21 protein-coding genes and 1 tRNA gene are annotated in these 21,277 nt (G+C 66.6%); 5 read left to right on the forward strand and 17 right to left on the reverse strand.

All coding sequences use genetic code 11. The features are described from left to right. Positions 1-19 precede the first annotated feature (19 nt). Together AC1DT6_RS21460 and gloB are read right to left on the reverse strand one after the other, a co-directional pair. Positions 20-1,705 (reverse strand): transglycosylase SLT domain-containing protein, encoded by a 1,686-nt coding sequence (locus tag AC1DT6_RS21460; protein ID WP_477111528.1) that lies wholly within the window; start codon positions 1,703-1,705, stop codon positions 20-22. A 192-nt stretch (positions 1,706-1,897) separates the two neighbouring features. Further along, a complete protein-coding gene (gene gloB / locus AC1DT6_RS21465; RefSeq protein WP_441627484.1) occupies positions 1,898-2,701 on the reverse strand; it encodes a hydroxyacylglutathione hydrolase in 804 nt (267 codons plus the stop codon). A gap of 10 nt (positions 2,702-2,711) precedes the next feature. Here gloB and AC1DT6_RS21470 point away from each other — a divergent pair, with 10 nt between their 5' ends. The 5 genes from AC1DT6_RS21470 to AC1DT6_RS21490 all read left to right on the forward strand — a co-directional run bounded on the left by AC1DT6_RS21470 (position 2,712) and on the right by AC1DT6_RS21490 (position 5,679). Then, complete coding sequence (locus tag AC1DT6_RS21470; RefSeq protein WP_035860582.1) at positions 2,712-3,503, forward strand: class I SAM-dependent methyltransferase; 792 nt, start codon at positions 2,712-2,714, stop codon at positions 3,501-3,503. Positions 3,504-3,592: 89 nt separating this feature from the next. Next, positions 3,593-4,030: a ribonuclease HI gene (rnhA, locus tag AC1DT6_RS21475; RefSeq protein WP_441627540.1), complete on the forward strand. Its 438-nt coding sequence runs from the start codon at positions 3,593-3,595 to the stop codon at positions 4,028-4,030. Between the two features lie 51 nt (positions 4,031-4,081). Further along, positions 4,082-4,804, forward strand: coding sequence for a DNA polymerase III subunit epsilon (dnaQ, locus tag AC1DT6_RS21480; RefSeq protein WP_441627487.1), 723 nt, complete (start codon positions 4,082-4,084; stop codon positions 4,802-4,804). 120 nt (positions 4,805-4,924) lie between these two features. Continuing rightward, positions 4,925-4,999: transfer RNA gene (locus AC1DT6_RS21485), tRNA-Val, on the forward strand. 308 nt (positions 5,000-5,307) lie between these two features. Next, a complete protein-coding gene (locus AC1DT6_RS21490) occupies positions 5,308-5,679 on the forward strand; it encodes a hypothetical protein (protein WP_441627489.1) in 372 nt (123 codons plus the stop codon). Between the two features lie 104 nt (positions 5,680-5,783). Here AC1DT6_RS21490 and AC1DT6_RS21495 read toward each other — a convergent pair whose 3' ends face one another. From AC1DT6_RS21495 to AC1DT6_RS21565, 15 genes are all read right to left on the reverse strand, one after another. Then, positions 5,784-6,446, reverse strand: coding sequence for a hypothetical protein (locus tag AC1DT6_RS21495; protein ID WP_441627491.1), 663 nt, complete (start codon positions 6,444-6,446; stop codon positions 5,784-5,786). A 98-nt stretch (positions 6,447-6,544) separates the two neighbouring features. Then, positions 6,545-7,366: an IclR family transcriptional regulator gene (locus AC1DT6_RS21500; protein ID WP_441627493.1), complete on the reverse strand. Its 822-nt coding sequence runs from the start codon at positions 7,364-7,366 to the stop codon at positions 6,545-6,547. Positions 7,367-7,621: 255 nt separating this feature from the next. Further along, positions 7,622-8,917 carry an MFS transporter gene (locus tag AC1DT6_RS21505; protein ID WP_441627542.1) on the reverse strand — a complete coding sequence of 432 codons (1,296 nt, stop codon included), beginning with the start codon at positions 8,915-8,917 and terminating at the stop codon, positions 7,622-7,624. Between the two features lie 300 nt (positions 8,918-9,217). Next, the gene (locus AC1DT6_RS21510) at positions 9,218-10,174 is read right to left on the reverse strand and encodes a PDR/VanB family oxidoreductase (protein WP_276287907.1); all 957 of its coding nucleotides are present in this window, start codon (positions 10,172-10,174) and stop codon (positions 9,218-9,220) included. Positions 10,175-10,271: 97 nt separating this feature from the next. After that, the gene (locus AC1DT6_RS21515) at positions 10,272-11,261 is read right to left on the reverse strand and encodes a VOC family protein (protein ID WP_441627497.1); all 990 of its coding nucleotides are present in this window, start codon (positions 11,259-11,261) and stop codon (positions 10,272-10,274) included. A gap of 51 nt (positions 11,262-11,312) precedes the next feature. After that, complete coding sequence (locus AC1DT6_RS21520) at positions 11,313-12,785, reverse strand: aldehyde dehydrogenase (RefSeq protein ID WP_441627499.1); 1,473 nt, start codon at positions 12,783-12,785, stop codon at positions 11,313-11,315. 22 nt (positions 12,786-12,807) lie between these two features. Further along, positions 12,808-13,614: an aspartate dehydrogenase gene (locus tag AC1DT6_RS21525; protein WP_441627501.1), complete on the reverse strand. Its 807-nt coding sequence runs from the start codon at positions 13,612-13,614 to the stop codon at positions 12,808-12,810. A gap of 12 nt (positions 13,615-13,626) precedes the next feature. Then, the gene (locus tag AC1DT6_RS21530; RefSeq protein ID WP_477103533.1) at positions 13,627-15,342 is read right to left on the reverse strand and encodes a thiamine pyrophosphate-binding protein; all 1,716 of its coding nucleotides are present in this window, start codon (positions 15,340-15,342) and stop codon (positions 13,627-13,629) included. Continuing rightward, a complete protein-coding gene (locus AC1DT6_RS21535) occupies positions 15,335-16,138 on the reverse strand; it encodes an SDR family oxidoreductase (RefSeq protein WP_045238404.1) in 804 nt (267 codons plus the stop codon). The genes AC1DT6_RS21530 and AC1DT6_RS21535 overlap by 8 nt, the downstream gene beginning before the upstream one ends. Before the next feature lie 5 nt (positions 16,139-16,143). Continuing rightward, the gene (locus AC1DT6_RS21540; protein ID WP_441627505.1) at positions 16,144-16,974 is read right to left on the reverse strand and encodes an IclR family transcriptional regulator; all 831 of its coding nucleotides are present in this window, start codon (positions 16,972-16,974) and stop codon (positions 16,144-16,146) included. Positions 16,975-17,042: 68 nt separating this feature from the next. Next, the gene (locus tag AC1DT6_RS21545) at positions 17,043-17,579 is read right to left on the reverse strand and encodes a cupin domain-containing protein (RefSeq protein ID WP_035860623.1); all 537 of its coding nucleotides are present in this window, start codon (positions 17,577-17,579) and stop codon (positions 17,043-17,045) included. A 17-nt stretch (positions 17,580-17,596) separates the two neighbouring features. Continuing rightward, a complete protein-coding gene (locus tag AC1DT6_RS21550; protein WP_441627508.1) occupies positions 17,597-18,367 on the reverse strand; it encodes an SDR family oxidoreductase in 771 nt (256 codons plus the stop codon). Continuing rightward, entirely contained in the window at positions 18,360-19,427 is a 1,068-nt protein-coding gene (locus AC1DT6_RS21555) for a Rieske 2Fe-2S domain-containing protein (protein ID WP_441627510.1), read from the reverse strand. The genes AC1DT6_RS21550 and AC1DT6_RS21555 overlap by 8 nt, the downstream gene beginning before the upstream one ends. Before the next feature lie 119 nt (positions 19,428-19,546). Further along, entirely contained in the window at positions 19,547-19,852 is a 306-nt protein-coding gene (locus AC1DT6_RS21560; protein ID WP_441627512.1) for a recombinase-like helix-turn-helix domain-containing protein, read from the reverse strand. 271 nt (positions 19,853-20,123) lie between these two features. Further along, positions 20,124-21,005 carry an alpha/beta fold hydrolase gene (locus AC1DT6_RS21565; protein ID WP_441627514.1) on the reverse strand — a complete coding sequence of 294 codons (882 nt, stop codon included), beginning with the start codon at positions 21,003-21,005 and terminating at the stop codon, positions 20,124-20,126. Between the last annotated feature and the right edge of the window lie 272 nt (positions 21,006-21,277).

The following is a 21,277-nucleotide window of genomic DNA, read 5'->3' on the forward strand; positions in this document are numbered from 1 at the left end:
CCCGTTGGCCCGAGCCCGGTCAGCGCGCGTGCGCCTTGGTCTTGGCAGGCGCCGCGGCAGCCTTGCCGGCTGGCTTCGCGGACGGTTTGGCGCCGGCCTTGGCTGCCGGGACCGCCGGAGCGGCTTTGGCCGTCCTGCCGGCGCCGGCAGCAGCCTTGCGCGGGGCCGCCTCCACCGTCACACGCTGACGGCCCGCCGCGCGGCCCTTGGCGGTTGCCTGCACCGGCTCGCCGCGAACCGGCGCCAGGGCGGACGCAGTGGGCGGCGTGTCGGTGGCACTGGCGAAACGGGCCGCCGAACGCGCGGGCACCATCAACACCAGGCTCTGCCCCGCCACCAGCTTGGTGCCGGAAAGCTTGTTCCAGGATTGCACCTGCCCGGCCGACACGCCGTAGCGATGCGCCAGCGAAACCACCGTGTCGCGCCGCCCCGCGCGCACCACCACGCGGCGCGCGTCCGGCACATCCGGCTCGACAGCCATCATGGCGCTTTCCGCCAGCGTGGCGCTGATATCCTGGCCGTGGCTCTCCGAGCGCGGCACCACCACGGTGGAGCCGGCCTTCAGCCGCATGCCCTTGGGAATGCGGTTGATCTCGCGAATGGTGTCCGCGTCGATATTCAGCCGCGCCGCGAGCGCCTCGATGCGCTCGCGGTTGTCCACCGTCACCGCCGTCCAGCTCGACAGGCCGCCCCGGTAGGTATTGAGGTTGTACTGGAAGCGCTCGGCGTTATCGAACGGCAGCAGGATCTGCGGATTCGCCGCGCCGAGGATCACCGGCCGGTTGAAGGACGGGTTCAGCGCCTTGAACTCGTCGAGCGGCATATTGGCGAGCTTGGCCGCCAGCGAGACGTCGATATCGCGCGATGTGGTCACCGTGACGAAGTACGGGTGGTCGGGAATATCGGGCAGCTTCACCCCGTACATCTGGGGGTTGGCAATGATGTTCTTGACCGCCTGCAGCTTGGGCACGTAGTAGCGCGTTTCGTTGGGCATGCTCAGGCTGGCGTAGTCCGTCGGCAGCCCGCGCGCCTGATTGCGCGCGATGGCCCTGGAAACCGCGCCCTCGCCCCAGTTATACGCCGCCAGCGCCAGTTGCCAGTCGCCGAACATGTCGTACAGCCGCTGCAGGTAATCCAGCGCCGCGTCGGTCGACGCCAGCACATCGCGCCGCTCGTCGCGGAACATGTTCTGCTTCAGGTTGTAGCTCTTGCCGGTGCTCGGAATGAACTGCCACATGCCGGCCGCCTTGGCGGTGGACTCGGCCTGCGGGTTGAAGGCGCTTTCCACGAAGGGCAACAACGCCAGCTCCGTGGGCATCTTGCGGCGTTCCAGTTCCTCGACGATGTGATAGAGGTAGCGGCTCGAGCGCGCGACCATCCGTTCCATGTATTCCGGCCGCTGCGCGTACCACTGCGTGCGATCGTCAACCAGCGTGCCTTCCAGGTCCGGCATGCCGAATCCGCGGCGGATACGGTCCCAGATGTCGCTTGACGGGCCGCGCAGCCAGTCGAGGCTGTCGCGGTCCAGGTTGATCACGGCCGCGCTGTTGATCGAATTGAGCGGATCGGGCTTCGAATACGCAGGTTTGGAAGCGGAGGCGGTCGTGCTGACGCCATCGGCGGCGCCGGGCGGAGTTGGCGTGCCGGCACACGCTGCGAGCAGCGCGGCACACGCAACCACCGCCAGTAATCGACCAATTTTCATTAAGTTCTCAAATCGTGACGCTAAAAATTTGCCTGATGCTAAGAAAAAGCGGCTTTCGCGTCAATGAAATTTTCCCTGCGGCGGCGCCAGGGCAGCGCCGCCAGGAACATAACGGGTACACGGAAATCGCCCTCCCGGCTTGCGGGGTCAACGGCTGGCGGGTCCGCCACGCCGGCATATGGCAATAAGGAATCAGCGGAAATTGTCTTTCCAGCCACGCAGCGCGCCGAAGGCCGCCGCGTCGTTGGCTGCCGGGCCACCCGCATGGGCGGCCACCGCCAGGCGTACCGAAGGTTCGCGCGAACGCAGGAAGGGATTGACCTCCCGCTCCTGCGCAACCGTGGTCGGTACGGTCGGCGTGCCCGCGGCACGCAATGCATCCACACGCGCCTCCCAGGCTGCCAGCGCGGCATTGTCCGGCTCCACCGCCCGCGCAAAGCGCACATTGCTACGCGTGTACTCGTGGGCGCAAAACACGCGGGTGGCGCCGGGCAGCGCCGCCAGCTTGTCCAGCGAGGCCAGCATCTGCGCCGGCGAACCCTCGAACAGCCGCCCGCATCCGCTGGCGAACAGCGTATCGCCGCAGAACACGGCCGGACCGGCGCCGGGCAGATCCGCCACGTAGGCAACGTGACCGGCGGTGTGACCCGGTACGTCGAGCACCTTGAGTTGCAGCGCGGGATGGGCCACCTCCACGGTGTCGCCTTCGCGCACGGCCACGGTACGCCCGCCGATGCGTTCGCCGGCCGGCCCGATCACGGGCAATGGCGTGCCATCCGGCGCCACCGGATGCGCCGCCAGCAGCTCGGCCACCCCGCCCTGGTGATCGCCATGGTGATGGGTGATTACAATAGCGCCCAGCACCAGCCCCGCGCGTGCCAGGAAAGCCTCGACCGGCGCGGCTTCGCCCGGGTCCACCACGGCGGCGCAGTGACCGTCGTGGATAGCCCAGATATAGTTATCCTGGAATGCGGGAATCGGCTCCACCTTCAACATGCGTGCTCCTATGTCCAAGCGTCCGATTATAAATTGGGAAGACTGGCTTGCCTCGCCTCCCGGGCAATACATGCTCCAGTGGGAGCAGGGTCAGTACGACCGGACCGTCGTGGATATCTTCGGCTACCACGCGGTGCAGCTTGGCCTGCCGCACATTGACACGCTGCGCGAAAACCGCATGCCGTTCTCCGCACTGGCGCTGGCTCCCGGCAGCGGCCCCCATGGCCCACGCGCCCAGGCCGACGCCCGCCAGCTGCTGTGCCGCTTCGACGAATTGCCGTTCGAAACGCAAAGTATCGATCTGATCACCCTGCCCCATATCCTGGAATTTTCGGAAGATCCCCACGAGGTGTTGCGCGAAGTATCGCGCGTGCTGATGCCCGAAGGCCGCGTCGTGGTGACCTGCTTCAACCCCATGAGCCTGTGGGGCGCGCGCCAGGGCCTCAAGCGGCTGGGCGCCGATCCTTTCCTGCCCAACGACAGCCAGTCGATCGGTTTCGTGCGGATCAAGGACTGGCTCAAACTGCTGGGTTTCGATATCATCCGCGGCCGGTTTGGCTGCTATTGCCCGCCCTACCACACAGAGCGCTGGCTGCAGCGCACCGCCTTCATGGAAAAGGCCGGCGACCGCTGGTGGCCGATCTTCGGCTCAGTCTATATGATTTCGGCGGTCAAGCGCGTGCGCAATATCCGCCTGGTCGGCCCCGCCTGGAAGAGTCCCAAGACGGCACTGTCACCCGTCGCCGCGCCGGTGGCCTCGCCCACGGGCACCCACGGCAAGGCGCCCGGCGACGAGCATTGAGCGCCACCGGCGCACACCCAATCACCCCGGTCGGCACCGCGCGCCATTGCCGTGCCAACCTTAGCGACAACGCAATGCAACCCAACGAAATCGAAGACGTCATCATCTACTCTGACGGCGCCTGCAAAGGCAACCCTGGCCGCGGCGGCTGGGGCGCTGTGCTGGTCTCCGGCAGCAACGAAAAAGAACTGTTCGGCGGCGAGCCCCTGACCACCAACAACCGCATGGAAATGACCGCCGTGATCGAAGCCCTGCGCGCGCTCAAGCGGCCGTGCCGGATCAAGGTCTACACCGACTCCCAGTACGTGCAGAAAGGCATCGGCGAATGGTTGCCGGGCTGGAAGGCACGCGGCTGGAAGACCGCCGACAAGAAACCGGTGAAAAACGCCGACCTCTGGCAGGAAATGGACAAGCTCGCGCAGCAGCACGATATCTCCTGGCACTGGGTGCGCGGCCACAACGGCCATCCGGGCAACGAACGCGCCGACGCCCTCGCCAACCGCGGCGTGGAGTCGCTCAAGGGTTAAGGACAGGCCCCGACGGCCGCCTGCCCCGCCCCTCCGGTTAGAATGCCCGCCATGCGACAGATCGTTCTCGACACCGAAACCACCGGCCTTAGCGCCGCCACCGGCGACCGCCTGATTGAAATCGGCTGCGTGGAGCTGCTCAACCGCCGCCTCACGGGCAGGCACCTGCACTTCTACGTCAACCCGGAACGCGATATCGACGAAGGCGCGATCGCGGTGCACGGCATCACCGTCGAATTCCTGGCCGACAAGCCCAAGTTCGCGGAAGTGGTACACGAGATCCGGGATTTCATCCAGGACGCCGAACTGATCATTCACAACGCGCCCTTCGACCTTGGCTTCCTCGACATGGAATTCAAGCTGGTCGGGCTGCCCCCGTTCCGCGAGCACGCGGGCAATGTGATCGACACCCTGCGCGAAGCGCGCCAGATGTTCCCCGGCAAGCGCAATTCGCTCGATGCGCTGTGCGACCGCCTCGGCATCAGCAATTCGCACCGCACCCTGCACGGCGCACTGCTCGATGCGGAACTGCTGGCCGAGGTCTACCTCGCGATGACGCGCGGCCAGAACTCGCTGGTCATCGATATGCTTGACGGCGGCGGCTCGCAGAGCGACGCCGTGGCATCCACTGACCTCTCGCGCCTGGACCTGCCGGTGCTGATGGCCAGCGAGGAAGAGACCACCGCGCACCTGGCCGTGCTCAAGCAACTGGACAAGGCGAGCGGCGGCAAGGTGGTGTGGCAGGAAGATGCGCCCGCGGCTGAAGCCGCGTGAGCCTGCCAGGAAAGCCAGAAGCGATTTTTTGCAGAAATCTCCAGAAAGGGCTTTACAAGATACAAGCGTGCTGACATAATCTTGTTTCTCTGCAGCACAGCAGCAACAACGCAGCAGCAGGGGTGGTTAGCTCAGCGGTAGAGCACTGCCTTCACACGGCAGGGGTCACAGGTTCAATCCCTGTACCACCCACCAAAATTCGGTGAGGAATGAAGGACTTGCGGCGACAGCCCAAGTCCTTTTTTCTTTGGGTGAAAAAATTTCCGCCGAAGCCATCGCGACACCTTGCATTGAAGATGCCGTCGAACCCAGGTGGGCGCCCGATTCTGCGACTCCCCCGATTCCGTCCATTGCCCAAGCGGCGGCGGCCACTGCGGGAAGGCGCCGGGACCATGGCCATCCGGATTCCTCCACCGTCATTCCTTGGTACCATCCAGCCCCAGACTCGTACACAAGCCAAGATGCGCCGCGCTTCCTGCAATGAAATCCTTGGAGATCATGCCGTGCAATACAAGAAGGTGCTGGCAGCGGTAGCCTGCCTGATATCGGCGGCATGCACTACGACCACGCCCGCGCCATCTGCTGGCCGACAGATGTCGACGTATGACATGGACACCGAATACACGGTTGAATACGTTCCAGACGGCTTCACCCTGATAGTCAACTATCGCTATTCGCAGTTCATCGTGCGATCCAGCTCGGCCGATGCGGCGTGCAAGGCAGCGCTTGCCAGCGTAGCCAACAGCCTGGCCGAGCGCCGGCAACGGCCGATCGAGCCGGTCAACGAACAGCTAGTCAAGGTCACTACCACCAGGAGCTGGTCCGGCAAGGTGGCCGCCTGCTCCGCCTCCGCGCCGATAGCCTGGAAACGCTGACGCAGGGCTAATGGCTCACTAGAGAGGCCCTCGGTCCAGAGGGATGGCGACGGGAGGGCCTCCTGTGGAAGATATCCAGCACGGCAACAACGCGCGCCGCCGCCTCAGCCACCGCCCTTCGCGGTATCGGACGTGGCCGGAAAGACGGTCAATCCTTGCGAGGCATCCAGTTTCCGGTGGAACTCCGCGCAGGCCTGATCTTCCTGGATTGGCAGTTGCTCAAACAAGCCCTTCCACAGGAATATGGAGAAGTAAATCTTCAGGTGCTCAGGATAGTCGGGCGCCTCTGGGGCCATTGCAACGCTGAGCGTAAACAAGCCTTCCAATCTGATGCTCCCCCAAGTGCCGGGAGCGCTCGCGGTGCAAGGACCTATCCCAAAGAGGAACTGCGTCGGGACGGACTGCTCAGGACAAGCCAGCACCAGGTCCGAGGGGCCCAAGGCCTCATCATGCTCATCAAGCCGCCCTGCCGACGGGACACGATAGACCGCGAAGAGATTCAGGCCGGTGATACGGCTCAAGGGCTCCATGAAGACGCTTTCGCCGGGCCGGTGGTCCAGGTGGACTTGCCCGGTGGCGTGATACGACAACTTCCTGGTTTTCGGCTGCCCGATCCGGTCAGAATCGGCGCCCGCGCCTTCCTGAACGGTGCCGGCACGGACGAAGCGGATATTCAGCGAGCCCTCATCTTCGATTGCGTATCGCGCAAGCCGGCGGTAACCGCCTTCGCTCCCCACTAGAATCCAACCGCCAACCTTCTCAGCCATTTCGCTTCCCGGGGTTCCCTGATCGTCCTGCCTGGCCGCGCCCGTCCACCAGCGGGACAGGATGGGCCTGCAGGAATTCGCGCCGCTCGCCCGGCACCTTAGAAATTCGCCACCACGCCACCCATCGGCGGCCGATAGTCCAGCAACCGCGACAACTCCGCCGCGGCCCCCCTCACCTGCTCCACCATCGTATCCAGCCGCTCCGGATCGATCCGCGAAGCCGGGATGGTAGCCCCAAGCGCCGCCACCACCTTGCCGCTGCGGTCGCGCACCGGTGCGGCAATGGTCGAGATGCTGGTTTCGAAAAAACCCTCCTGCAGCACATAGCCGCGCTGGCGGTCGCGCTGAACCATGTCGAACAGGGCCTCCACGGTCTTGGGTGTGCTGTCCGAGAAGACTTCCAGTTGCGGCTCGGGATAGAGTTCGCGCAACGCCTCCAATGTCAGGTCTTCAAGCAGCACGCGGCCGAGCACGGTCGCGTGCGCCGGCAGGCGGGTGCCGACATTGACCGAACTGGCGAACGGCGTGGGCGCCACGGACTTGGCCACATAGACAATGGAGCGGCCGTCGCGCACCACGAGGTTGCAGGGGTAATTGATTTCGTCGCGCAGCCGGTCCAGCAGCGGGCGGCCCAGCTCGGTCAGCTCCAGCGAAGCGAGATAATCGAAGCCGAGGCGCAGCACCGCCATGCCGAGCCGGAACTCGCGGCCGCCGTCGGTGCGCTCGACAAAGCCCATCATCTCCAGCGTGGTCAGCAGGCGGAACACCGTGGAGCGCGGGACCTGGAGCCTGCGAGCCAGTTCGGCCGCGGACAAGGTCTTCTCGTTGCGGCTGAACTCGCCCAGCAAGCGCAGGCCGCGTTCAAGTCCCGGCACGATGTACTTGTCCTGGAGATCGGTTGGCTCGACAGCGTCTGTCATGGTGATATCTCTGCGAATGAAGTGCTTTGGCGTTGCTATATGGTACCGGCTTTGGGCCGGGCCCCGCCCGATGCGGGCCCCGCGCCCCGACCCCGGCGCGCCATCCCGCGACTGACCGATATAACACGCCCGGCGTCGATCCTCCAGCACTTCAATCACCAGACCGGTGCGCGGACCCTAGCCCTTCAGGTATTCCCGCAGCCAGGCCGCGCATTCGCTGGCGTGCCGAGCGCCCGCGGCCTCGCACCGCTCGCTTCAGGCCTCGAGTTGCTCGAGGACCTTGCCCTTGGTTTCGATGCCAAGGAAGTGAATCGTCAGCGCGGCCAGGAACGGCACCAGCGCGAGCGCATAGAACGCGCTGCTGAGGTTGCCCGTGCCGATCGTATTGGCGACCAGCGTCGGCGCGAAGATCGCCGCCAGTTTCAGCCAGGCGCCCCCGAAACCGCAGCCCATCGCGCGAATGCTGGTGGGATACAGTTCCGGCGTGTACACGTAGGCCGTGATAAAGCCGCTGGCCAGGAAGCCAAGGGCCAGCGCGCACAGGCCTGCCACCACATACACCGACTCCGCATGGAACACGCCGGCCAGCGCAAGCGACAACGCGCACAGGACAAACGAGACGTTGATCACCGGCTTGCGGCCCACCTTGTCGACGATCATCGCGCAGACCAGCGAGCCCACCACGCCCAGCACTGATGCGCCGGCGGCGAGATTCAGCGCCAGTTGCAGCGGCGCGTGATACACGGTCTTGTAGATCGTCGGCAGCCAGGTCGATAACCCATACTGGATAAAGCCACAGGTGGCCCACAGCATCCACACCGCCAGCGTGCGCCCGATATAGGCCTTGCCCAGCAGGTCCTTCACGCTGCGGCGCGGGTGCTTGTGGGTCATCGCATCGTAGGCGGACACATCGCCCAGCGGCGCCAGCGGCCCCTTGGCGCGCGCCTCGAAGGCCTGCAGCGCGCGGTCGGCTTCCTCCAACCGGCCCTTCTCCGCCAGCCAGCGCGGCGACTCCGGAATGGCCCGGCGCAGGATGAAGAAGAGAATGACAGGGGCGCCGCCGATGAAGTACATGACGGTCCAGCCGAACTTCGGCACCAGCCACGCGCCTACGGCATTGGAGATCAGCAGGCCGATCGGGAACACCACCTCGTACAGCAGCACGAAGCGCCCGCGCCCGTGCGCGCGCGTGACCTCGTTGATATAGGTGGCGGCCACCGGCAATTCGCCGCCAAGCCCGAGGCCCTGCACGATGCGCAGCAAGGCGAAGATTTCGAATGATGGCGCGAAGCCGCAGGCAATGCTCATCAGCCCGATGATGCCGGCGCTCCAGCCAATCGAATGCAGCCGGCCAAAGCGCTCGGCGAGATAGGGGAACAGCAGCGCGCCAATCAGTTGCCCCACCGACGGCGCCGCGATCAGGAAGCCGACCTGGGCCGGCGTGAGCGACCACATCGAGATCAGCAGCGGCAGCGTGGCCGCAATCGCGATCACATCAAAGCCGTCGAAGAACGTGGCCAGGCCGATCAGCAACCGGGCCCGGACATGCATGCCGTTGCTGGGCAGCCGCTCGATACGCGCGATGATCTCGCCGCGCGTGGCCGTGGCCGGCGCGCCGGCCGCGCGATTCGCGCCGCCGTCTGCCGCGATGTTGCTGGATGGGGTCGCCACGCCCTCGGCGTTCGCATCGGCGAACGGGGCCTCTTGTCTCTGGATCAACACGGTGTTTCTCTTCAAAAGTATCCGAGGCACGCAGCCGCCTCGCGCTGGCGCATCGCGGGATTTACCCCGCGCTGGCCACCACCGCCGCCGCCGCATCCGATGCGGCGCGCGGTAGCGCTTGGAGGTCGCTCAGAGGTCCAGCACCAGGCGCTTGCCCTTGCAACCCGACACGCACACCATCATGGTCTGGTTCGATTCGCGTTCGCTCTTGCTGAGCACGCCGTCGCGGTGTTCTGGAATGCCTTCCAGCACGCGCGTTTCACACGAGCCGCACACGCCTTCCTTGCAGCTGTGCTCGACGGCGATGCCCGCTTCGAGCAAGGCATCCAGCAAGGACTTGCCTGCCGGCACTTTCAGCTCGCTGCCCGTGCTTGCCAGCGCCACGGTGTACTCGCCTTCCTGCACGGCCGCCACCGACGGGTCTGCCGCAAAGCGTTCGATATGCACTTCGGCATAGCCGTGTCCGGCGCAGGCGGCTTCGAAGGCATTCAGCATCGGGCCGGGGCCGCAGCAGTAGAAGTGCGTGCTGGCCGCTTGCCCCGCCAGCAGCGCGGACAGGTCCGGCGGGCTGCCCGCCTCGTCGTCGAAGTGCATGCGCACCGCGTCGCCATAGGCGGCCAGCTCGTCCGCGAAAGCCGCTTCCGCGCGAGACCGCGCGCAGTAGAGCAGTGTGAAGGAGCGCCCCAGTTCATGCAGCCGCCGCGCCATGCAGACGATGGGCGTCACACCGATCCCGCCCGCCACCAGCACCGTGTGGGCCGCGCCCTCTTCCAGCGCGAAGTGGTTGCGGGGCACCGCCACGGCAAGCGTGCTGCCCACGCGCAGTTGCTCGTGCACATAGCGCGAGCCGCCGCGGCTGGCGCGGTCGAGCAACACCCCCACCACGTAGCGGTCGCGCACTTCCGGCGCGCCGCACAGCGAGTAGCTGCGCACCAGGCCATTGCCCAGATGCAGGTCGATATGCGCGCCGGGCGCGTACGCCGGCAACTCGCGCCCTTCCGGGTCGCGCAACTCCACGCTGACAATGCCGCGCGCTTCGAAGCGCATGGCCTGCACGCGCAGGGTAAGGGATTGGCTGGTACTCATGGCACTTCCTTGTGTTGCTTTGTATCGCTATGTGTCGCTTCGTATTGCTTCGTATCGCCTTGCTGCCTGTATTGCTACGCTGCCTGCCACACCGTATTCAGCGCTTCTCGGTCAGGAACTTGCCCTGCGGGCCGCCCGCGTTCTTCTGCCGGCGGGTATTACCGTCCAGGCCGCCTTCCACCGCCCATTCCGCGAACATGGTGGGACCCGGTTCGAAATCGCGCGGCTCCCATCCGGCGTCCAGCTGGTCCTCGTCCGCGTAGTACTCGATCAGGCCGCCGGCCGGATTCTTGAAGTACCAAAAGTAAGCCGAGGAAATYGGATGCCGGCCCGGGCCGAGCTGCGTGTCCCAGCCGCTGCGCGACACATGCAGGCCGCCGCCGAATACTTCATGGATATCGCGCACGGTGAAGGCCACGTGGTTCAGGCCGCTCTTGGCCTGCGGCAACTGCAGCAGGAACAGGTCGTGGTGGCCGCCGTCCGGCGCGCAGCGCAGGAAGGCGCCACGGCCGGGATAGTGGTCCGACGGCACGAAGCCCAGCTTCTCGGTGTAGAAGCGCTCGGTCGCCGCCACGTCCTTGACGAAGAACACCACGTGCCCCACCTCGATCGGCGTGGCACGCTCGTAGATCGGGCTGCGCTGGTTCAGGCGCGGCTTGTCGTTCCAGGTGTTCATCGTGGCGCATTCGACCTCGACGTCGCGCTTGCGGGTCAGCTGGAAGCGCACGGCCAGGCCGTTGGGATCGGTGCAGCCCACGCGCTCGCCTTGCTCGCCCTGCATACCGTGCTCTCCCGAGCTGACAAAGCCTGGCTCGGCGCGAATGGCATCCGCGATCTTGTCCAGCGCGGCCTGCGTGTCCACGCCCCACACCACTTCGCGCAGCGTCGGGCCGTCTTCCATCGCCACCGGCAGCGCGGGGTCGTCGGTGCGGCGCACCAGCACGCGGCAGCCGTTCAGCGTCTCGAAATCCAGCCCGCCCTCGTCCTCGCGCACCAGCGTGAGGCCCCAGTCGGCGAAGAAGCGCCGGCAGGCGTCCAGGTCGTCGGCACCGTAGACGATTTCGTCGATGCCCAGAATCGTGTTCATTACCCTCTCCTGCTGTGTCGCTTGTGCAGCGTCCAATTTCGTCGTGCTCACTTAGTTAGCCCACGGCAGCGGTTGTTCATGCATGCCCCAGTACACGCTCTTCTGCTCCATGTACTGCAGGATGCCCAGCCTCCCCTTCTCCCGGCCCAGGCCGCTGTCGCGCCAGCCGCCAAACGGCGTCGAGATCGAGAACTGCTTGTACGTATTGATCCACACGTTGCCCGCCTGCACCGCGCGCGCAAAGCGCCATGCACGCTTGTAGTCGCGCGTCCACACACCGGCCGCCAGCGCGTACACGCTGTCGTTGGCCTGCGCGATCAGGTCGTCCTCGTCGTCGAAGGCCATCGCCACCAGCACCGGCCCGAAGATTTCCTCCTGGCACACGCGGGCGCTGTTATCCAGCCCTTCGATGATGGTGGGCGTGTAGAAGTAGCCGTTCTCGCAGCCCGCCACCGCCGGGCGGATGCCACCCGTGCGCAACTGGCCGCCTTCGGATACGCCCAGCGCCACATACGATTCGATCGAGTCGCGGTGGCGGTCGCTGATCAGCGGCCCCATCTGGGTGCGCTCGTCGGCCGGATCGCCCACGCGCAGGCGCGCCGCGCCCTCGGCCAGGCGGTCCATGAAAGGCTCATACAAGGAACGTGCCACGAACAGGCGCGAGCCCGCGATGCACGATTCGCCCGAGGAACTGAAGATGCCGTACAGCACACCGTTGACGGCATGATCCAGGTCCGCGTCCTCGAACACCATCGTCGGCGACTTGCCGCCCAGTTCCAGCGACACCGGCATCATCTTGTCGGCGGCGATATGCGCGATATGGCGTCCCGTGGTGGTGCCGCCCGTGAATGACACGCGGCGCACCAGCGGGTGCTTGGTAATGGCGTCGCCGATCACCGAGCCCTTGCCGGGCAGCACGCTGATGAGGCCCTTGGGCACGCCGGCTTCTTCGCAGATGGCCGCCAGTTCGAGCGCCATCAGCGGCGTGATCTCGGCGGGCTTGATCACCACCGCGTTGCCGGCTGCCAGCGCCGGCGCCAGCTTCTGCGCCTCGCTGGCGATGGGCGAGTTCCACGGTGTGATCGCCGCCACCACGCCCATGGCTTCATGCACGCTCATGGTGAGAAAGTCACCACGCGCGGGCGTGAGCGTCTCCTCCAGCGTCTCGCAAGCCGCGGCGAAGAACTGGAAGGTGCCCGCGGCGCTGGCGACCAGCGCACGCGTCTCGCTGATGGGCTTGCCGTTGTCCAGGCGCTGGCGCTGGGCGAGGGGCTCGGCGCGCGCGCGGATCAGGTCGGCCACGCGATGCAGCACGGCTGCGCGCTCGTGCGGCTTGCGCTGGGCCCAGCCGCTGGTGAGGAACGCGCGATGCGCACCCTGCACGGCCTCTTCCACGTCGTCCAGGCTGGCCGCGTTCAGTTCCGCGACGACTTCGCCGGTGGCCGGGTAGCGCGTGGCGTAGCGCTCGCCGCCGCCCAGGCGCCACTGGCCTGCGATACAGATGGGGAGAATCTCTTGCTTCATGATGATTGCCTTGCTGCGCTGCTTAAATCGACATGGCGTGGGCACGGTTGCCCAGCGCACGCACCACGCTGAACACCGTCAGCGCCGAGGTCTTGGGATTGGCCGCCAGCGGCTTGCCGCGCATGGTCAGCTCGAAACCGCCGAAAGCGCCGCGCGCTTCCACATGGTGCACGTTCTCGTCCACGCCCGGATCGGCCAGCAGCCTCACCTGCGTGTGATCCAGCCCGAGCCCGGCCATCGACAGCGTGGCGGCCACATTGGCGTTCTTGGGATAGAGGCGCGCCGCTTCGCGGGCGGTGCCTTCGAAGATCACCGTGGCTTCGGTCAGCGCATCGAGATCGAACAGCGCTTCCGCCGGCGTATCCTTCCACGCGCCAGGCGGCTTGCGCCCGGTATAGACCACCGCATCGAGGCCGCCCACGCGCGCTGCCGCCAGCGCATCGATGGCGCCGATCGCGCCGGACAGCAGCTGCACCTGGGTGCCGCCGCGCCGTGCCGCCGCTTCCAGCCGTTCCGCCAGGCCCGGCGCCGACAGCGCGCCCACCGACACCACCATGCAGGCGATGCCGCGCTCCAGCGCCGGCACGATGTGCTCTTCCAGCGCATGGTGACCGGCGCATTCCACCAGCAGGTCGGGCCGTCCGTCGGCCTGGCTCAGGCTGGTGGCGACGCGCGCCCGCGGCGCCAGCGCGGAGACGGCGTGGCGGGCCTGGTCCATCTGGGCTTCCGGCACCACCACCACGTCGAACACGACATCCGGATCGCTCTTGAGCAGTTCGAGCACGCCGAGCCCGATCGCTCCGCACCCCACCATCGACACGTGCAGCATGTTGCGTCTCCCTCAGACAGTCACGGTGCTGTGTTCGGCCGCGCGCGCGGTCTTCTCGGCGTCGGCTTCCTTGTTGACCGGCGGGCCGGCGAATGCGGTCTTGAAGGTACCGATGGACAGCATGTCGATCTCCAGCAGGAACGGACCTTGTTCGGCGGTCGCCTCGTCCAGGGCGGCGCCGACATCCGCCAGGTTGCTGACGCGGCGATGGCGCAGCGCCAGCGATTGCGACAGTTGCGCGTAATCAGGCGTATGCAGGTCCACGTAGTGGCGGCGGCCGCCGTACTGCGCGTCCTGGATGTTCTTGATCACGCCGTAGCCTTTGTCGTTCATCAGCACGAAGACCACATCGGCGCGTTCCTGCACCGCGGTGGCGAGTTCGCCCAGGTTCAGGATGAAGCCGCCGTCGCCGGCCAGGCAGAAGGTCTTCTTGCCCGATGAAGTCACCGCCGCGCCCACTGCCGCGCCGATGCCCATCGCCAGGCCCTGGCCGATGCCGCCGCCCAGCGCATGCACGCCGGCGCGGGAGTCGAAGATGCGCAGCTGGCGGTTGCCCCAGGTGCTGTTGGAGACGGTAACGTCGCGCACCCAGTTGAAGTTGCGGCCTACCGCGCCCTGTAGCGCCTCCACCAGTGCCGAGTACGGGCCCAGGCCGTCGATCAGGCCGTTCATGGCGGCCTCATGCGCAGCGCGCAGGTCGGCGGCGAAATTCGGATCGACCTTCAGCTTGCCTTCCAGGCGGTCGGCCAGTCCGTCGAGCGCCAGCGCCGCATCGCCGCTGGCGAAGTAGTCGCTCTGGTAGCAGCGGCCTTCGGCGGAGGCATCGGCGTCCACGCGGAACAGCGGGCGCGGCAGCTTCAGTTCGTACTTCAGCGTTTCATTGCCGCGCAGGCGCGAGCCCACCACCAGCATGGCGTCGCAGCTTTGATAGAACTGCTCCACCGGCTTGTGCAGGTTGAAGGCGCCAAGCGAACGCGGATCGTCTTCCGCCACGATGCCGCGACCCTGCGTGCTCGTGACCACACCGAAGCCCAGCGCCAGCAGGCGCTTGACCTGCGCGCCGGCGTGGCGCGCGCCGCCGCCCAGCCACAGCAGCGGGCGCTTGGCCTGGGACAGGCGCTCGGCCAGTTCGTCCAGCGCATGGGCCGAGGGCACATGCGTGGGCACGGCCAGCGGGCGCAGGTCGGTCGGCATCGGGATCAGCGCGGCCTGGATGTCGATGGGGATTTCCACGCTGACGGGACCGCTCGGCGCGGTCAGCGCGGTCTGCACGGCGAGCTTGATCGTGCTGAGCGCGGTATCCGCGCTGCGGATGCGGAACGCGGCCTTCGAGATGGCCTTCAGCATGGTGAGCTGGTCCGGTGCTTCGTGGATGTAAGCCAGGCTCTGGTCCAAGTACGGCGTTTCGATCTGGCCGGTCAGGTGCAGCAGCGGCGTGCCGGCTGTGAGCGCTTCCACCATGGCGCCGGCGGCATTGCCGGCAGCGGTGCCGGTGCTGGTCAGGCACACACCCAGGCCACCCGTGGTGCGGGCACAGGCGTCGGCCATATTGGTGCCGCCCGCTTCGCCGCGCGCGGGGACGAAGCGGATCTTGCCGCGCTCGCCCATCGCGTCGAGGATGGGCATGTTGTGGATCGAGATGACGCCGAACGCAGCCTTGACGCCGCATTGTTCGAGGAAGGCGGCGATGGCGTAGCCCACCGTGACTTGTTGCTGTTCGTTACGCATGACGGGAAAGTCCTCCGGAAATATCGATGTGGCTGCCCGTGGTGTACGAAGACAACGGCGAGGCAAGGAACAGGATCGCGCGCGCAGCTTCCTGCGGCAGGCCAAGACGGCCAAGTTGAATATGCTTTTGCTGCGCCAGGCGCGCGGTCCACGCGGCCCAGTCGAGATCGCGCTCGGATTCCGGGCGCGCTTCGAAGCGCCGGCGCCACTGGCCCGACTCGACCAGGCCGAGCAGGATGCCGTTGACGCGGATGCCCTTGGGGGCGAATTCGGTTGCCAGCGAGCGCACCAGGTTATGCACGCCGGCACGCGCCGCGGACGTCGCCACCATATGCGGCTCCGGCTGCACGGCCAGCAGCGAGTTCACGCAGACGATGGCCGCGCTGTCCGAGCGCTCCAGCTGGGCAAGGAACGCGCGCGTGGCATGGATCACCGAGAAGAACTTGAGTTGCAGCTCTTCGAGCCATGCAGCGTCCTCGGTGTTCGCGAACGTGGAAACGCGGCCTTGCCCTGCGTTATTGACCAGCATGTCGGCCGGGCCGAGCGCGGCCTCGCTGGCGGCGGCAAAGGCGGCTACCTGCGCGGGATCCAGCACGTCGCAGGCGGCGGCGTACAGGCGGGCATCGGGGAAGCGTGCGCGCAGTTGGCTTTCCGCTTCGCGCAGCCGCGCTTCGTTGCGACCGCACAGCGCCACGGCGGCGCGCGCTTCCAGCAGTTGTTCGACGGTGGCCAGGCCGATGCCCGAGGATCCACCCGTGACGACGGCAACCTTGCCGTCGAGTTCAATCATGGACATCGTCCTCACTCCCGATACAGGTTGACCACCTTGCCGTGCTCACGCGGCCGGTAGTCCAGCAGGCGGGACAGCTCGCCCGCGGTGTCTCTGACTTTGTCTTCCATCATGTCCAGTTGCTCCGGATCGATGCGCGAGGCCGGGATGGTCACGCCCAGCGCCGCCACCACCTTGCAGGTACGATCCCGCACCGGTGCCGCGATGGTCGAGATGCTGGCCTCGAAGAACGCTTCCTGCAGCACCACGCCACGCTCGCGGTCGCGCTGCACCATCTCGAACAGTTCCTCGACCGTGGCCGGCGTGCTGGGCGAGAACGCTTCCAGGCGCGGCTCCGGATAGAGCTGGCGCAGCTCAGCCAGCGTCAGGTCTTCGAGCAGCACGCGTCCGAGCACGGTGGCGTGCGCCGGCAGGCGGGTCCCCACGGTGACGGAACTGCTGAACGGCGTGGGCGCCACCGACTTGGCCACATAGACAATCGAGCGGCCGTCGCGCACCACCAGGTTGCACGGGTAACGGATGTCGTCGCGCAGGCGATCCAGCAGCGGGCGTCCCAGCTCGGTGAGTTCCAGCGAAGCCAGGTACTCGAAGCCCAGGCGCAGCACCGCCATGCCGAGGCGGTAGTCGCGGCCGCCGTCGGTGCGTTCGACAAAACCCATCATCTCCAGCGTGGCCAGCAGCCGGAACACCGTGGAGCGGGGCACCTTGAGCCGGCGCGCCAGGTCGGCCGCCGACAAGGTACGGTCGCGGCGGCTGAACTCGGCCAGCAGGCGCAGGCCGCGTTCCAGTCCGGGCACGATGTACTTGTCCTGGCTGTCTTCCGGAAGGCGTTCTTGAGTCATGAGAGGTTCGTGTTCCACTGGGTCCGGCGCACGGCCGCGGTTGCTTTGGCGCGCCGGTTTTTCGCTTTTCAGCGCTTGACCTTGGTGAGCGGATGCTCGGGCGGGTACGTCGGCGTGATCGGCTTCTTGGCGCCGAGCATCACGCACATCAGCGCGTCTTCCTCGCCGATGTTGATTTCCTCGCGGTACACGCCGGGGGGCACCGAGACCAGATCGCGGTCGGTCAGGATGGTTTCGTAACGCTCGCCGTCCTTTTCCAGGATCAGCTTGATCTTGCCGCGCATGACGAAGAAGACTTCTTCCACATCCGTGTGCAGGTGCGACGGGCCTTCGTGGCCGGCCGGGATGATCATGGTCGAGAAGGTGAAATTCTCGGACGGCACGGTATTGGTGTCGGTGGCCACGCCGGTGCCGCCGGTGCCGAGGTAACGCATCTGCGCACGGCGGTACTTGGGATCGTAGTCAGCCTGGAACTTGAGAGCGTCCCAGTCGTAGCGGCGGGTGGAGAAGCGCGCGACGCGGGTCTCCATCCACTGGTCGAAGGAAGCGCCGGACGGCTGCTCCCAGGAACGCTTGATGTTGTCTTGTTGGGAAAGATCGCTCATTTGGATTCCTTGTTGACTCAGTGCATGACGAAGCCGCCGTTGACGGCCAGCGTCTGGCCCGTCACGAAGCGGGACAGATCGGATAGTGCGAACAGCACGGCCCCGGAAACATCCTCGGGTAGCTGCTCGCGGGAAATCGCGCGTTGCTCGCGATACAGGTCGCGCCTCTTCTGGGGCACGTATTCCGTCGCCTCCACCATGGTCAGCCCCGGTGCGATGGCATTGACAGTGACCTGGGCGTCGCCCAGCTCGCGCGCCAGCGAACGGGTCATGCCGATGATGGCGCTCTTGCTGGCCACGTAAGCCAGCAGGTTGGGCGCGCCCCACAGCGGCGTGTCCGACGCGAGGTTGACGATGGCGCCGCGGCGCGAGGCGCGCAGTGCCGGCAGGCAGGCCGTGGTCATCAACCAGGTGCCGCGCACGTTGATGTTCATCACGCGGTCCCAGGTGGCGATGTCGATGGCACTGGCGTCGCGGCCGCCGGAGTCGGTGACCGCGGCGTTGTTGACGAGCCCGTCCAGGCCGCCAAGCCCGGCCACGGCGGCGGCGGCGCAGGCCGTCACCGATTCGGGGTTGCCGAGGTCAAGCGCGAGCGGCAGCGCCGTCAGGCCACGGGCCTGCAACGCGGCGGCTTCCTCGTGCAAGCGATCGGCGAGGATGTCGGCCATCGCGACGGCGGCGCCGGCTTCGGCGATCGCGGTGGCAAAGGCCAGGCCCAGCCCGCGCGCCGCGCCGGTCACCAGCACGCGGCGGCCGGCCAGCAGGTTGTTGCGGTCGATCTCAGGCATGGCTCGCCACCCCGCCCACGGGCTTCAGCATGGCGACCGGCTCGTCGGCGACTTCCTGGTCGGCACGGCGGCGCAGCAGGCGGCGCACGCGCGTGATGCCCACATCATGCTGGTACAGCGTTTCATGTTCGCGCGCGTTCGGCGCCATCATCTCCAGCACCACGCGGTCCTGCTCCAGCACGTCCCAGTGCAAGCCTTCCAGGCGGTTGCGGTACAGGAAGCGCCAGACATCGCGCTCCCAGCCCTGCACGTGGCGGGTACGCCAGAAGAACACCATGCAGTGCTCCTCGTCGACCGGCGTGGCGATGCCGACGATGCCGAACGGGCCGCCGGGGCCCACCTTGGCGCGGTAGGGAATCGCCAGGCGCAGCCACAGGGTGCCGGTCTCGCCGAATTCCACCCAGTCGAAGTTCACGCCGCGCTGGCCGGTCTTCTCGAATACCAGGCCGGTATCGGTTTCGCGCACGGCCATCACGGCCTGCTTTTCACCCGAGGCCATCGAGTGCGACACCGCATGCAGGTAGGCGCCGTGCATCGGGTCCATGACGTTGTCGATGGCGTAGCGGTAGTTGCAGTCCCAGTGCGCCACGCACAGGAAGTTGCTGTGCTCGTCGCTCTCCAGTTCTTCCGGCAGGCGCAGCGCATCGGCACCGCCCTCGCCTTCCACCGGAGCGCGCTCGCCGAACCACAGGAAGATGGCGCCGGCCTTTTCCCGCACGGGGTAGCTGCGCACGCAGGTCTTGCCTTCGAGCGGGCAGTTGTCCACGGCCGGCACGCTCTTGACCTGGCCGTCGCCGCCGACTTCCACGCCGTGGTACCAGCAGGCCACGCGGTCGCCGAGGTTCCAGCCCATCGACAGGCGCGCGCCGCGGTGCGGGCAGCGGTCTTCCAGCGCGTGCACTTGGCCGGCGCCGTCGCGCCACAGCACGATGTCCTGGCCCAGGCGCGTAATGCCGATCGGTGCATGCGTGACCGCCCACGCGGCCGATACCGGATACCAGTAGTTATGCAGGCCGGCGTTCAGGCGCGCCTCAGCACGCGCTTGCTTGTTCGATTCCATTGTTTGCTCTCTTGCGGGTACCGGATCGGATCGCTATCTCGGAAGGGCATGCCTTGTTTCGCCGCCCGTCATGACGCAATCGCGTTGATGTTCTTGAACTGCCTCTTGGCTTCAGCCTCTCAGGCGCCCAGACGGCGCATTTCGGCGAGGAAGCGCTCTTCGGTCCAGGCCAGGCCATCCGCGCCCAGCAGGCCAGCGTCGTTGAACGCTCGCACGATGTCCGCCGGGCTCCTGGCACCGCCCTCGAATGCGGCCTCCAAGGCATCGCCGAGCGCGTCTTCATAAGCGGTGGGGGCGGCGGCGCGGGTCTGCCACACGATATTGGCCACCTTGCCGGGCTGCTCGATGTGGCCCTTGCCGGCGACATTGTTCGGCGCCGGACGCTCCCAGGGCGCCAGGTTCGGGTTGTATGCGAGGTTCTCCATTGCGCTGCTCCTTTGACCTTGTTGCCAGTCCGCTGATCTAGCGTTTTGTTCCACCTATAAAACGCTGATTTAAATATTGAACACAGACACCACTATAGGCAACGAAACTTTAAAAATAGAGTGGGGTTTACCCTGGAGATAAGCCGATGCCACTTGGGACTGGGCACGGGGCCGGGGACCGGCCGGAAGCACGCCGGAAGCGGGCTGGGAAAAACGGTGCGGAAGGGCGCGGCGCGGCTGCGCGCAGCCGTTTCCGCGCCCGGTGGACGTGTCAGGCGAGCGCGCTGCGAATCCAGCGGGCGACAGAGCCTGCCTGCTCCACATAGCAGGCATGACCGGCATCGGGCACCAGTTCGAACGGCAGGGCGAAGCGTTCCGCCAGCGCCGCGCATCCTGGCGGCGGCGTCACGATATCCAGTGCACCACAGCCGACCCGCGCACTGACGCCCGGGTCCCGGCGCGCAAGGTAGTCGCCGATATCGTCTCCGCACAGCATCGCCACGGCTTGCCGGTAGCCGTCCGGGTCCAGGCGGCGCATATTCCAGCGCACCCAGGCCTGCGCATCGGCGTCGGCCGCGGCGCTCAGCAGGCGGCCCGGACCACGCTCGGCCAGGCCCTCCACCCCAACTGCCGCAAGTGCGTCGAGCCGCTGGCGGGCCACCTCTTTTGCCTTTTCAGCCTTGCCGGGGCCGCCGTAGCCCTGGGCCGGGCTGAGCAGCAGCAGTTGTCCGGGAAGCTGCGCCGGGCCGGCTTGCGCCACGTAGGCGGCCGCCATCAACGCGCCGAGCGAATGGCCGACGATCACATCGGGCCGCACGTCCAGTGCGCGCAGCAGCCCCGCCAGGCTCCGGGCGTAGTCGGCTGCCGTGGGCGCAGCGGTTTGCAACGCTTGCGAATTGCCATAACCGGGTGCATCCCACGCAATCACACGGGCATCGGCCGCCAGCAGGCTCGCGCATGGCAACCAGGAAGCCGCGCCGGAACTGATGCCATGCAACAGCACCACGACCGGCCCGTGGCTTCCGCCGCGACGGTAAGCGATTTGCGCGCCGTCGCTGCCGGTAGCCACTCGCCGCTCCGTAAAGCCGGTGTCGAGCGCCCGCAGCAGCGCTGCCGCAGGCTGGATTGCCCGGGATGGGTCATTTTGTTCCATATATGAAACCGTAGTTTGCGAATAAAACCTAGGAAATATAGACCGCCTGCTGCCGGAAATTGATCAGGGTTAACCCCTCGCAAAAAAACTTCCGTAAACCGAGGCGCTGTCACGTTTTGGTGCAGGCGGACATGCCCCGGCACGCCGGCTATCGCCGGTCCCAGCGGCCGTGCGGTTCGTGGCGCGCGGCGGAGTCTTGCCCTACCGAACCATCGCACCGTTCTTGTGCACCGCTGTGCCGCGGATGCCGCTTATGCGGCGCTATCTCGTCG

Source organism: Cupriavidus sp. 01L45 (genome assembly GCF_056399885.1).